Origin of the sequence: Cognatiyoonia sp. IB215182 (genome assembly GCF_033963905.1) — a bacterium.
Taxonomy (GTDB): domain Bacteria; phylum Pseudomonadota; class Alphaproteobacteria; order Rhodobacterales; family Rhodobacteraceae; genus Yoonia.
In genome coordinates this window covers 32,151-45,573 of sequence record NZ_JAXBMB010000010.1, presented here as the reverse complement: position 1 = coordinate 45,573, position 13,423 = coordinate 32,151, and the positions used below count along the sequence as shown (strand labels likewise).

Genomic DNA, 13,423 nt, shown 5'->3' with positions numbered 1-13,423 from the left:
TCTGTTGGTTAACGGCAGCTTTACGAATCGTAAGGGGTATTCATGGCGAAACGTGCATTGATCACGGGGGTAACGGGGCAGGACGGGTCCTATCTGGCGGAATTTCTGCTGGAAAAAGGGTATGAGGTGCATGGGATCAAACGCCGCGCATCTTCATTCAACACGGATCGTGTGGATCACATCTATCAAGACCCGCACACCGACAATGCACGTTTCAAGCTGCATTACGGGGATCTGACCGACAGTTCGAATCTCACCCGTATTATCTCTGAGGTGCAGCCCGATGAGGTCTACAACCTCGGCGCACAATCCCACGTGGCGGTCAGTTTCGAGGCGCCGGAATACACTGCAGATGTGGATGCGCTGGGCACATTGCGCCTGCTAGAGGCAATCCGCTTTCTGAAACTGCAGGACAAGACACGGTTCTATCAGGCCTCCACATCCGAGCTTTACGGTCTTGTCCAGCAATCGCCGCAAACCGAGACAACGCCCTTTTACCCCCGCAGCCCCTACGCTGTGGCCAAGCTCTATGCCTATTGGACCTGCGTGAATTACCGCGAGGCCTACGGGATGTTCGCCTGCAACGGCATCCTCTTCAATCATGAAAGCCCGAGGCGGGGTGAGACCTTTGTGACCCGCAAGATCACGCGTGGGCTGACGCAGATCGCACTGGGCCTGCAGGATTGCCTTTACATGGGCAATATCGATGCGCTGCGTGATTGGGGGCATGCTAAGGACTACGTACGGATGCAGTGGATGATGCTGCAGCGGGACACGCCGAAGGACTATGTGATCGCCACCGGCGCGCAACATTCCGTGCGGGACTTCATTGTCTGGACGGCCGCTGAGCTGGGGATGACACTGGAGTTCAGCGGCAAAGGTGTGGACGAGGTCGCGACCGTTACCGCCGTCAGCAACAACCGCGCCCCAGCGGTGAAACCTGGAGACGTCGTAATGCGGGTGGATCCACGCTATTTCCGCCCCGCTGAGGTGGAAACGCTGCTGGGCGATCCGACACGGGCGAAGACTGATCTGGGTTGGACCCCGCAAATCAGCGCGCAGGCCATGTGTGCCGAGATGGTGGCCGAAGACCTGAAGGATGCGCATAGGCAGGCGCTGCTCAAAGAGCACGGCATGAGCCTGCCAATCGCGGTTGAGGCGTAGTGATGCGCATCTATCTTGCAGGCCATACCGGCATGGTGGGCAGCGCAATTCTGCGTCAGCTGATCGCTGAGGGCGCTCATGATGTCATCACTGCCATCCGCAGCCAGTTAGACCTGACGGATCAGGCAGCGGTTCGGACGTTTATGCGCCACGAACGCCCCGACGCTGTAATCCTCGCTGCGGCCAAGGTTGGCGGGATCATAGCGAACAAGACCTACCCCGCAACCTTCATCGCCGAAAACCTGATGATTGCAACCAATGTGATTGTGGCGGCACAGGCGGCGGGCGTTGAAAAACTACTGCAACTCGGCTCATCCTGCATCTACCCCCGCGACGCCCCGCAGCCGATCACCGAGGATGCGTTGCTGACCGGTGCGTTGGAGCCCACAAACGAGCCCTACGCCATCGCCAAAATCGCGGCGATCAAGCTCTGTGAAAGCTATAACCGGCAATATGGCACGGACTACCGGTCTATCATGCCGACAAACCTTTACGGGCCGGGTGACAACTTTCACCCCGAAAACGCGCATGTGCTGCCCGCCCTCTTGGCCCGATTTCACGCGGCCGCGCAGCAGGGCAACGATCATGTCACGATTTGGGGCACCGGCACACCCCGGCGCGAGTTTTTGCATGTTGACGATATGGCCGCTGCGGCTCTGCACGTCATGAACTTGCGGCGCTCCGATTATCTGCGGCACACAAGGCCCATGCAAAGCCATCTGAATGTCGGCCGCGGCAAGGACATCGCGATTGGCGAACTGGCGGGCCTTATCGCTGAAGTGACCGGTTTTGGCCGCGAAATCCGCTTTGATCCCAGCAAACCGGATGGCACACCGCGCAAATTGCTGGATGTCAGCAAGATGCACGCCTTGGGGTGGGAACCCAAAATCGACTTGCGCGCGGGGATCACCGCGACCTATGACTGGTATATTGGACGATGTGATTTAGGCAGCACGCTCCGCGCCAGTTAAGAGGAATGCGATGATTACTCCGGTTGTTTTGTGCGGTGGGTCTGGCACCCGCCTTTGGCCATTGTCGCGCAAAAGCTACCCAAAACAGTTTTCGTCGCTGATCGGCTCAGAAAGCCTGTTTCAGGCTAGCACCAAAAGGCTGCAAGGGCCGCTGTTCAACGCGCCGGTGATAGTAACGGCCAATGATTTCCGCTTTATCGCAGTTCAGCAGTTGCAGGAGGTTGGGGTTGATCCGGCCGCAGTTCTGATCGAACCCACGGGGCGAGACACAGCACCGGCAATCCTCGCCGCAGCGCTTTATCTGCATGACACTGATCCCGACGGCATGATGCTTGTCGCGCCTTCTGACCATGTGATCCCCGACAACGCACTTTTTGCAGCCACGGTTGAGGCCGCCTTACCCGCCGCCCAAGCCGGGCAATTGGTGACTTTTGGCATCACGCCCGACAGGCCCGAGACGGGCTATGGCTACCTTGAACTCGCTGCGGCACCAGGCGAGACCGCGCAGCCGATCCCGCTCAAGAGCTTTGTCGAAAAACCAGATAGCGCAAGCGCAGCGGAGATGTTGGACGCTGGGCGGTACCTCTGGAACGCTGGCATCTTCTTGTTCTCGGTCAAGGCGATCCTCGCCGCGTTTGAACAAAACGAACCCGATATGGTTCAAGCCGTACGGGCCGCCGTGGCCGATGCGAAGGCAGATCTGGGTTTCCTGCGCTTGGCGGCAGAGCCGTGGGCCGAGGCCCCCGCAATCTCGGTCGACTACGCGGTGATGGAAAAGGCCGCGAACCTGTCTGTTGTGCCCTATGCTGGCCGCTGGTCAGATCTGGGCGATTGGGCTGCCGTCTGGCGCGAGACTGAAACGGATGGGATGGCCCAGACGGCTGAAACAACCGCGATTTCCTGCAAAAACACCCTTCTGCGGTCAGAGGTCGAGGGCCAGCACGTTGTGGGTATAGGGCTAGAGGATATTGTCGCCGTCGCTATGCCGGACGCTGTTCTTGTCAGTCACAAGGACCACGCGCAAGACGTCAAACAGGCAGTCGCGCAGCTCAAATCCGCCGAAGCGATCCAGGCCGAGAGCTTTCCCAAAGACCACAGACCATGGGGATGGTTTGAAAGCCTCGTGATCGGCGACAGGTTTCAGGTAAAGCGGATTGTTGTGAATGCAGGCGCGGCCCTGTCGCTGCAGTCTCATGTACACCGCGCCGAACACTGGATCGTCGTGCAGGGCACGGCGAAGGTCACAGTGGATGATGAGGTCAGACTGGTGACAGAAAATCAGTCCATCTACATCCCGCTCGGCGCAAAACACCGTATGGAGAACCCCGGCAAACTGCCCATGGTGCTGATCGAGGTACAGACGGGCAGTTATCTGGGTGAAGATGACATCATCCGCTACGAAGACATCTATGCGCGAGATTAAGGTCAAGATGCTGGGCTGAATCCCGACTACGAACAGTGGAAATCATCACGACGCCCAGTTCATCTGGTCACATATGTTGGGCGAATTCGCGCCAACTGTTCGCTCGCTGTCCTTTTCTGTTCTGAATTCTGCCACAGTTTTGTAGTGAAGATCGCGGGCACCACCTGCCGATCGGGAGTCAGTTCAATTGTGTGAAATATGCCAGGCCTTGTCAGCCCAACAAGTGTTTGCGGATCAGCAACAATCGTCAGGCCAGACTCCACTAGCCGCTGAGATACCCACAAACAGTCCCGTTGAGTCGGTGTTTTCGGGCTCTGTGCGGAGTGACACGAACATTTCTGTTCATTTTGTTGCGGCAGGCCAAGATTCCGTGGCCACTTTCGACAACACAATATCTGAAGGTTGGTCATCCTACGAACGCGCACGTGTCGAGGCTGCATTGGCCTCAATTGCGGCGGTGGCCAACGTGACCTTTACAATCACGTCAAATCCGAACGCCGATTTTCAGCTTGTCAAAAGCGATGATCCGTTCTCAAGCGCTGGCAGCCTTGGCTATTTCTACCTGCCGAACTTCACGGGTCAGAGCGTCGGTGTCTTCAACTCTGACGGTTTTGGTTGGGATACGAGTGGTTTGCGCGAAGGTGGTACCGGTTACACAACCATTGTCCATGAATTGCTTCATGGTCTCGGCCTTGCGCATCCACATGATGGAACTGTCTTGCAAGGAGTGACCAGCCCCTTCAACAGCCTGGGAAACAATGACCTGAACCAGGGCATTTACTCGACGATGTCGTATAACTCCGGCTATTATGGCACCCCGAATTTCATCCGTGGTTCCGAAGCGGGACCCATGGCCTTTGACATTGCTGCACTCCAGGAAATTTATGGCGCCAACATGTCGCATGCGACGGGCGACGACATTTACGAGCTTGATGCGTCAAACAGTGACGGTTCCGCCTGGAAATCGATTTGGGACGCAGGCGGTACGGATACAATCCGGTATAGTGGGTCGGCAGATGTGGTCATAGACCTGCGCGCAGCTACGTTACAATATGAGGCTGGCGGCGGTGGTTTCATTTCGAACGCGTCGGGCATATCGGGTGGGTACACAATTGCCAACGGTGTTGTCATTGAAAACGCGATTGGTGGCTCGGGCAACGACACGCTTATCGGCAATGACGCTGATAATACCCTGACAGGCAATGGTGGCAACGACGTCCTAAAGAGCGGGTCCGGTGACGACAACATTGACGCTGGCGGCGGTAACGATAATGCGTCAGGCGGAACTGGCGACGACGAGATCAACGCCGGATCGGGAAATGATACGGTCAACGGAAATTCCGGCGTTGATGAAATCACCACATCTGCTGGTACAAACACAATTTACGGCGGCTCTGGTGGCGACAGTATATTCGGTGGTACCGGGCGCGACACGATCTATGCGGGCAGCGGCAACGACACGGTTGAAGGCAACGGAGATGCCGACACTATTTTCGGTGGGCGTGGCAATGACGATATCGATGGTGGCGCTGGCAATGATCTGATCACCGGTGGTTTAGGTCAGGATACGCTCACCGGCGGCGACGGCTCTGATGATTTCATCTTTGAGTTCATCAGCGACAGCCTCGTGGGCGCGGGCAATCGGGATGTGATCCTGGATTTTGAAGTCGGCGTGGATGATATCGATCTGAGCGCCTTCGGTGGCCTCAACTTCTCGGATGACATCACGCTCTCGACTAGCGGTGGCAATACAGTGGTTGGCATTGATGTGAACGGCGACAATGTGGATGACATGGAGATTTTTGTGTCCGGCGTCACAAATCTCAGCCAGGGCGACTTTCTCCTTTAGCATAAGTGCATTGCGGTCGGCCAGGTGACGGCCTAAGCACGTGCAAAAGCTAAGGACATTCGCAAATGCGTGTACTGGTCACAGGCGGCGCTGGCTATATCGGCAGCCACACATTGCTTGAGCTGATGGCGCAGGGCCACGAGGTTTGCGTGTTGGACAATTACAGCAACGCAACGCCTGAGGTACTGACACGTGTGCGTGCCCTGTCAAACGGCACTATATCCGACGTCACGGGTGATGTGCGCGATCCGGCCAAGCTCGATGAGGTGATGCGGGACTTTGCACCTGAGGCGGTGATCCATTTCGCCGGGCTCAAGGCGGTGGGCGAAAGCACCGAAAAACCTCTACTCTACTACGATGTGAATGTTGCGGGCACACTGGCGCTTCTGCATGCGATGGATCGTGCGAAGTGCCGGAGGATCATCTTTTCCTCTTCCGCCACCGTCTATGGCGACCCTGTTTACCTGCCTTATGACGAGGCCCACCCGACCAATCCGACATCAGTTTACGGGCAGACGAAACTGATCGCAGAACAGATGCTGACCGCATGGACCAGCGCGCAGCCTGACACTTCAGCGGTACTGCTGCGGTATTTCAACCCCGTGGGTGCCCATGCTTCCAGCCGGATTGGCGAAGACCCCAAAGACATTCCCAACAATCTGATGCCGTTCATTGCGCAGGTGGCCGTGGGCAAGCGTGATGCCTTGACGGTGTTTGGCGACGATTACGACACGTCCGATGGCACCGGAAAGCGAGACTACATCCATGTTGTCGATCTTGCGCGAGCGCATGTCGCCGCTCTGGACTACGCTGCCACACACAAGGGCGCCCGCCCGTTCAATATAGGGACCGGTGAAAGCTACAGTGTGCGCGACATGGTGGCGGCGTTTGAGCGCGCAAGCGGCAAGACGATTCCGACAAAACTCGCCGGTCGGCGGGCGGGTGATATCGCCGAAATGCAAGCTGATGCGAGCCGCGCCAAGAAGGAGATGGGCTGGAACGCCACGCATGATCTTGACGCTATGACCGCCAGTACCTGGGCCTGGCAAAGCGCAAATCCAAATGGCTATCGCGATACTGAATGACCAATAAAAAACTCCCCGTGCGCATCGCACGGGGAGTATCGGTACTCGAAACAAACAATAAAAATCTTAGCCCCTGCGTGTGCTTCTAGCGGAATTCCGCCGACACTTCTGTGCGCTTTGTCACAAATGATAAATTTCTTCGAAATTTCACGGAAAATCTTGCGGAGCCTCAGCTGCCGAGCGCTTTCGCCAGCTCTGCAAGGCCGCGTTTGAGTGTCGCGTTGGCTCTCTCAGCTGTATCGGCTTCGACGTAGAGCCGCAGCTCCGGTGCATTGCCGGAGGGCCGGACATGGACCACACGGCCGTCGCGAAGGGTCATACGCGGGCCATCAATGGCATTAATCGCGCTTTCAGTCGCATCAAGATGATCCAGAAATCCTGCCCGTGCACCCGGATCATTCAGCATTTGCGCCACAAAATCCTGCGCCTTTTGCTGCGGCACCTCTTGCAGGCGATCGGCTGCCGTGAATCGCGCAGGCTCTGCCGCGACCCGCGCCGCGAGGCCCCCCTCTTTGGCCGTCGCCAAACTCGCAACGATGGGCAGAACCGCATCGCGTGTCATGAGTGGAGCAAGCTTTCCCTCTGGCGCTGCCGCGCCGAAGCCAAGCAAGAAACCACCATTGGCTTCATAACCGACAATACGGCCACCCCGCTTTTCCATTGCGGCGATGACAAAGGGCGATCCGATCTGCGTGCGTGTCACTGACTGAAACCTTCCGCCCAGCTCGACGCCCGTATTGGATGAGACCGGTGTCACAACATGGTCGGCCTGCAACGTAGCTGCGGTGATCTGGCCCAGAATGTCCCCAACGACAACTTCGCCCGTTGCATCCGCGACAAGCGGACGATCTCCATCGCCATCGGTCGAGACGATGGCGTCGCATTGATGCTCGGCGGCCCAATCCTTTAGCTGTTGCCGCAAGGTGGAGGCGACAGCCTCGGTATCGACGGGTACAAAGGTGTCAGACCATCCGAGTTTGATAACGCGGGCGCCCAACGCGCTCAAAAGGTCGACCATCATATCACGTCCGACGGCGCTATGGCCGTAGACGCCAATATGCTGCCCCTTCAAGGCATCGCCGTAAGCATCGACATAGCGTGCGATATAGCTGGCGCTGGCGGTGCCGTCTGTCAGTACCGCTGGGCCTGTCTGAACCGTATCCGCCTTTCCCAGTGCCGCAAGAATGGCTGCCTCATGTGCTTTCGTGATTTCGCCTTGGGGCGTGTAAAACTTCAGGCCATTGCGGTCGGCCGGAATATGACTGCCCGTGACCATCACTGCCGCCGCACCCGCCGTCATCGCGGCAAGGGCGAGCGCGGGTGTTGGCACGGCCCCGCACATTGTCACCTGAAGACCCGCCTCCTGACCCGCCTGCATCACCATCATTGCAATATCTGGCGATGACGGCCGCAGGTCGTGTGCGACAAAGAGGCCCGTGCCCGTCGGGCAGGCCATGGCAAAGGCGCGCACGTGATCTGTGACGCAGGCGGGTGTCAGTTCAGTGACCAGTCCGCGCAATCCGCTCGTACCAAATTTTGGAGCCATAAGTGATCCCTTGACCAATACTGCACCGTCGCATGCCGCGTTTACCGTATCCCACAGCAATTGCAGAAAACACGCAGCAAATACAGGCCGTTGTTGAACAAATTCCGATCAAAGAGACATCGGAGCGCCACAATCAGACCATGTGAGCGACGCAGGACTGACCGACCCTGAAAGCGTGAGTTCAGGGGTGGGCTTTCATGACAGAATTGACATTTGTTACGTATTTGACGTCGCCGGATGACCTGGATCATTCGCGGATCACGGAGCTAGACATCCTCACCATTGGTGGCGAGGAATTTCTTGTCGGCACCACACGCTACGACGGTATTTTGCAAAGCTGGGCCGTGGCCGGTGGCACATTGGCGGCGATCGATACACTTGCTTTCGCGGGCGACCTTTTGCCTGGCGTCTCTGGCGCGCTGACAACCCTGAACCAGGGGTTCGATACGGTGTTGCTGACCGGTGGCGGCGCGGGGGGTGACTTGCAGGTCGTTCCAATCGCCACTGACGGGTCGTTTTCTGCTGCGACAGAACTGGGGACGACCGCGCCCATTCGCGGCGGGTTCCAGCCGGAAGTCACGGTAACACTCGGATCGGGTGCGCAGGTTGTTTATGGCGGCGTGGTTGGCGCGGTCGGGATCGGTCGGCTCGACTTCGATCCGGACGGTGTTCTGACAGGACAGAACGTGTTGGCAGCGCCATCTGGTACCGCAACCGCGCAGATCAGCGCAATCGTATCAGCTGAAGTCAGCGGCACGACATATCTCTTGAGTACGAGTAGCAGTGGCAACTTAGTCACCAATTGGGTTGTCAGTCCGGACGGAAGCCTGACCGAAGCGGTCAGTCTTGGCACGAATGACGGGCTATGGGTCAGCGCGCCCACGGCGATGGCCGTCGCAAATGTCGGCGGCAGCACCTACGCCGTGCTCGCCGCTGCGGGAAGCGGCACGCTGAGCGTGTTGGAGGTTGCCATGGATGGCAGTCTGATCATTCGTGAGCATATTCTGGATACTCGCGATACGCGCTTTGCCGGCGTCACCACGCTCGATACCTTAACCCATGCAGGGCAGACCTATGTCATCGCGGGCGGTGCGGATGATGGTCTGACCATCTTTGTCTTGCTCGAAGGTGGGCAATTGGTCGCGCGGGCGACGATCGAGGACACCGTTGATATGGGGCTCGATAATGTCAGCGCTATAACTGCACGAGGCCGGGGCGACGGGCTCGATATCTTCGTCGCCAGCAGCAGTGAGCCGGGGATCACCCAGCTTCGCTTTGACGCTGGACCTGCAGGCGTGACAACTACGGCGGTTCTTGCGGGCGGTCTCTTGGCGGGTACAGCCGGTGCGGACATTCTGCAGGGGCTTGCCGGGAACGATGTGATTGAAGCCGGTGCGGGCGACGATATTATTCGCGATGGTGCCGGGAGCGACATGTTGTCGGGTGGGGCCGGTGCAGATGTCTTCATTCTTTCGCAAGACGGCGAACTGGATACGATCACCGACTTTACGGTGGGAGAGGACAGCATTGATTTGTCGCTCTGGCCGTTCCTGCGTGACATCAGCCAGTTGACGATCACGATCCGCAGCGATGGGATGCAGATCAGCTATGGCAGCGAAACGCTGATCGTACAAAGCGCGGATGGTCAGCCCATTGATTATCGCAACTTGCAGACCAGCGATCTGATCGGGGCGACGCGTCTGCCCCAGAATATCGAACCGGGGTATCCGGGGCCTGCGCGCCCGCCGATTTCTCTTGATCCACCCGCGGTACCGGGTGAACAGGGCGGACCCAACGATCCACTTGCCGGCGCACAGGTTCTGGCTGCTGGAAACATTGACGTTCTTCGCGACGCGCTGGGCGGTGGTACCGCACCTGATACGCCAGTAATCGCCGGTGGAGGCGGGGCGGACGCCATTGCTGGAGGGGTCGAAAACGAAGTGATCCTCGCAGGTGCGGGCGATGACACCATTACCGGTGGCGCCGGGAATGACACGTTACTGGGCCGCGATGGCGATGATACGCTACGTGGTGAGGACGATGCGGATATTCTGCTTGGCGGAGACGGAAACGATCTGCTGATTGGCGGCAACGGGCAGGATCTGCTGCGTGGCGGCGACGGTGACGACAGGCTTGAAGGCGGCGCCGGGGACGATTTGCTTTTCGGTGATGCGGGTGCCGACACCTTTGTCTTCAACGGCGGCAACGACCGGATCAGCGATTTTGAACAGGGATTGGACCAGATCACCCTAGATGCCAGCCTTTGGGGCGGATTGACTTCTGCGTCGGACGTCCTGTTTGTCTATGGCAGCATCGACGGCACCCAAACCACAATTGACCTTGGCGATGGCAATATCCTGACTATCGACAATATCAGCGACTATTCCATGTTGGCCGATGACATTATTCTTTTTTGACCGCTACTGATTTGCCAGCGTCGAGATCGTGTTAATCAAACCTACAGCAGTCAGCGTAGGGCCTAGTGGGCTCTCTGTGCCGTAAACGAGGTCCTTGTCCTGCAGCAAAAAATTGCCAGCAGAAAAAAGACCATCTGCCGAGGTCAGATCAATTGTGAAAACCACACGCTCTTGCGGCGGCCCTGACAAGTCTTCGCGAACTTCACCAGCATCGTATTCGCGCAAGATCAGAATGCCCTGCGGATTTGCGCGCGCATCGGCAACACCGCCCACAATGGCCATCGCCTCGAGCGCCGTGACGTTTTGCGCCGGAAAATCATGGACCGCCTCAACTCCCGTGGCGCCGAGCGAGACGAATTGCCGGTCATCACCCATCAGCATCACGCGGTCACCGCCTTGCAAAGCCGTGTCAAGATCAGGCTCGGTCAACAACCTGTCGAGTGCGACGCCATATGTTCGACCGGCACGCACGAGCCGCACCTCCGGATTGATCAGTTCAGGGCTCGCCCCACCGGCCAGAGACAAAAGGTCAAGGATCTTGAAGTTGCGATCAGGCAGTTGATAAAGACCCGGCGCGGCAGCGCCGGTGACAAGGTTTGCTGTATTCTGGCGCCCAGGTTCCACAACCAACTGAACTTGCGCTGACGGGATCGTGCGGATCAGTTCCTCTTCAATTCGGGAGCGCGCGGTATTGGGCGACATGCCCGCGACCCGCAATTCCCCGATATAGGGCACAAAGATGCGACCGTTCGTGCTGACCTGGGTCTGTTGCAACGATGTGGCCCGTTGCCCCGATCCCGCCAAAAGCGAGTTATCCTCGGCATCCCACACCGTCAGGGTCACCTGATCGCCGGGCGCGATGATCAATGATGCGGGTTGTTCCTGGCTTGTGATCCACGGCAGGGATTTGACGTCATTGCGCGGCCAGGATTGCAAGACCGGCAGGGTCTCTTTGGTCACATCGAAAACCGCGAAGTCGTAAACGGGTTCTTCGCCCTCTTCACGGGTGCCAAGGTTGGATGCTGCCAACACCTCTGATTGAAAGCCAGCCCCGCGCGGCAAGCTGCATCCCGTGACGGCGATACACAATAACAACGGAACAACTCGCAGTAGCTTCAATGGGATGATTCCTTCCTCGCGTCTGGGCAATCTACACAAAGCCAAGCCCGAACAACAACCAGACGCGTAACCCGGCTCAGTTTCTGCCTGCAGTTAAGAAGTCGATCTGGCGTGTGCCGTATCCGAGTCCGAAGACACATCGCCTCAATTGGTTGAAATCACCTTATCAATTCAATGGCTGCAAGCGCGGTTTCTAGGGCTTTCAGGAGCTGACATTCGCCGTGTGGTTCGACGTTTGTCGTCTTCTAAAAATCGATCGCGAGGCCCTTCTTCTCCCAATCGCCGTAACGCACAGGCTCTGGCCCGTTGCGCCCGCCCAGTTCGGGGGGCAAATCCAGCTTGGATTTCTTGCGCCGCTCTTCCGCTTCGGCCAGTGCGCGCTGGGCGGCAGGGGGCAGGTCTTTGGCGTCATCGCTCATCGCGGCTCTCCTTGTGGGCGCATGGGCTTTGATATACCCCGCGCACAGCCCGCATCAAGAGAGACGCCATGCGCCAAACCGGCTTGCCCGCCCGCCGCACTGCCCATTACCTGCTGATGCAGATCACGGGCGAAGGGCGATTGGTCTCCGAACTGATTGCGGATGGCGCGCTTTCGGACCTCTCAGCCGAAGACCGCGCGCGCGCGCAGCGGCTCGCCACGGAGGCTCTGCGCGGCCTAGACCGTGCCGACCGGATGCTGAAGCCTTACCTGAAAAAAACACCACCTGATCACGTGGTGAACGCGCTGCGCCTTGGTGTGATTGAGCTCTGCGGAGGCGAGGCCGCCCATGGCGTCGTGAATGCCTATGTCGAGATTGTGGGGCGCAACAAACGCACCCAGTCGATGAAGGGGCTGACGAACGCGGTGCTACGGAAGATCGCCGCTGAAGGCCCCGAAGGCTGGGCCAAGCGCCCCGTTCCGCTCACCCCCGGATGGCTGCGCCAGCCCTTGGTTGCGGCGTGGGGGCGAGACGCCGTGGTGGGCATGGAAGCCGCACATTTTGCAGGTGCATCTCTTGATCTGACGGTCAAAGGTGATCCCAAAACAGTGGCCAAGGCGGTGGGTGGCAATGTTCTGCCGACTGGTTCCGTGCGGGTAACGGATGCCGGTCAGGTCTCGGCGCTGCCGGGCTATGAGGCGGGCGACTGGTGGGTGCAGGACGCGGCGGCGGTGATTCCGGTTAAAGCGCTGGGCGATGTGAAAGGCCTGAAGGTCGTTGATCTTTGTGCGGCCCCTGGCGGCAAGGCGATGCAGCTTGCCGCAGGTGGTGCGGATGTCACAGCGGTGGATATGTCCGAACGCCGCATGGCACGGGTGACACAGAACCTGAGCCGCGTCGGCTTGAAAGCGAGGACGGTTGTCAGTGACGCATTCGCCTTTACAGAAAAGGGCTTTGACGCGGTTCTCCTCGACGCGCCGTGCTCTGCGACCGGCACGATCCGGCGTCACCCTGACCTGCCTTACGCAAAGGACGGATCGGAATTCGGCATGCTGATCGACCAGCAGGCGCGCATGATTGACCACGCGGTGACCCTGCTGAAACCCGGCGGGCGACTGATGTTTTGCACATGTTCACTGCTGCCCGACGAAGGCGAAGTGCAAGTTGAAGAGGCTCTGGAGCGGCACCAAGAGCTTGAGATTTTGCCCATCGACATTCCCGGCATTGATCAAAGCTGGCACAGTGACGAGGGCGGTTTGCGTCTGCGCCCCGATTACTGGCCCGACCGCGGCGGCATGGATGGGTTTTATCTCGCGCTCTTGCGAAAGCCTGCGTGACTTGATCCGCACCTTTGCTATGGTTCGAACAAAAGCGAACCGAGGCTGCAGGATTTGCCACCAAAGACGACATGGCGCGCCCGCCGGATCAGT

Annotated in this window: 10 protein-coding genes; 7 read left to right on the top strand and 3 right to left on the bottom strand. The window is 58.4% G+C overall.

Annotation, left to right across the window (positions count from 1 at the left end; translation table 11 throughout):
* The first annotated feature begins 42 nt into the window (after window positions 1–42).
* The 5 genes from gmd to galE all read left to right on the top strand — a co-directional run bounded on the left by gmd (window position 43) and on the right by galE (window position 6,492).
* On the top strand, window positions 43–1,164 hold the full coding sequence (gene gmd / locus SLH47_RS19605; RefSeq protein ID WP_320241915.1) for a GDP-mannose 4,6-dehydratase: 1,122 nt from the start codon (window positions 43–45) through the stop codon (window positions 1,162–1,164).
* Window positions 1,165–1,166: 2 nt separating this feature from the next.
* A complete protein-coding gene (locus tag SLH47_RS19600) occupies window positions 1,167–2,135 on the top strand; it encodes a GDP-L-fucose synthase (protein WP_320241914.1) in 969 nt (322 codons plus the stop codon).
* A gap of 10 nt (window positions 2,136–2,145) precedes the next feature.
* Entirely contained in the window at window positions 2,146–3,558 is a 1,413-nt protein-coding gene (locus SLH47_RS19595; protein ID WP_320241913.1) for a mannose-1-phosphate guanylyltransferase/mannose-6-phosphate isomerase, read from the top strand.
* Between the two features lie 370 nt (window positions 3,559–3,928).
* A complete protein-coding gene (locus tag SLH47_RS19590; RefSeq protein ID WP_320241912.1) occupies window positions 3,929–5,407 on the top strand; it encodes a M10 family metallopeptidase in 1,479 nt (492 codons plus the stop codon).
* A 65-nt stretch (window positions 5,408–5,472) separates the two neighbouring features.
* A complete protein-coding gene (gene galE / locus SLH47_RS19585; protein WP_320241911.1) occupies window positions 5,473–6,492 on the top strand; it encodes a UDP-glucose 4-epimerase GalE in 1,020 nt (339 codons plus the stop codon).
* A 169-nt stretch (window positions 6,493–6,661) separates the two neighbouring features.
* Here the strand turns inward: galE and SLH47_RS19580 are convergent, their stop codons facing one another.
* On the bottom strand, window positions 6,662–8,038 hold the full coding sequence (locus SLH47_RS19580; protein ID WP_320241910.1) for a phosphomannomutase: 1,377 nt from the start codon (window positions 8,036–8,038) through the stop codon (window positions 6,662–6,664).
* A 197-nt stretch (window positions 8,039–8,235) separates the two neighbouring features.
* Between SLH47_RS19580 and SLH47_RS19575 the strand changes: the two genes are divergently transcribed.
* Entirely contained in the window at window positions 8,236–10,455 is a 2,220-nt protein-coding gene (locus SLH47_RS19575) for a calcium-binding protein (protein WP_320241909.1), read from the top strand.
* A gap of 3 nt (window positions 10,456–10,458) precedes the next feature.
* Here the strand turns inward: SLH47_RS19575 and SLH47_RS19570 are convergent, their stop codons facing one another.
* On the bottom strand, window positions 10,459–11,487 hold the full coding sequence (locus SLH47_RS19570; RefSeq protein WP_320241908.1) for a polysaccharide biosynthesis/export family protein: 1,029 nt from the start codon (window positions 11,485–11,487) through the stop codon (window positions 10,459–10,461).
* Window positions 11,488–11,819: 332 nt separating this feature from the next.
* The gene (locus SLH47_RS19565) at window positions 11,820–11,993 is read right to left on the bottom strand and encodes a DUF1674 domain-containing protein (protein WP_320241906.1); all 174 of its coding nucleotides are present in this window, start codon (window positions 11,991–11,993) and stop codon (window positions 11,820–11,822) included.
* A gap of 68 nt (window positions 11,994–12,061) precedes the next feature.
* Between SLH47_RS19565 and SLH47_RS19560 the strand changes: the two genes are divergently transcribed.
* Window positions 12,062–13,330 carry an RsmB/NOP family class I SAM-dependent RNA methyltransferase gene (locus SLH47_RS19560; protein WP_320241904.1) on the top strand — a complete coding sequence of 423 codons (1,269 nt, stop codon included), beginning with the start codon at window positions 12,062–12,064 and terminating at the stop codon, window positions 13,328–13,330.
* Window positions 13,331–13,423 lie beyond the last annotated feature (93 nt).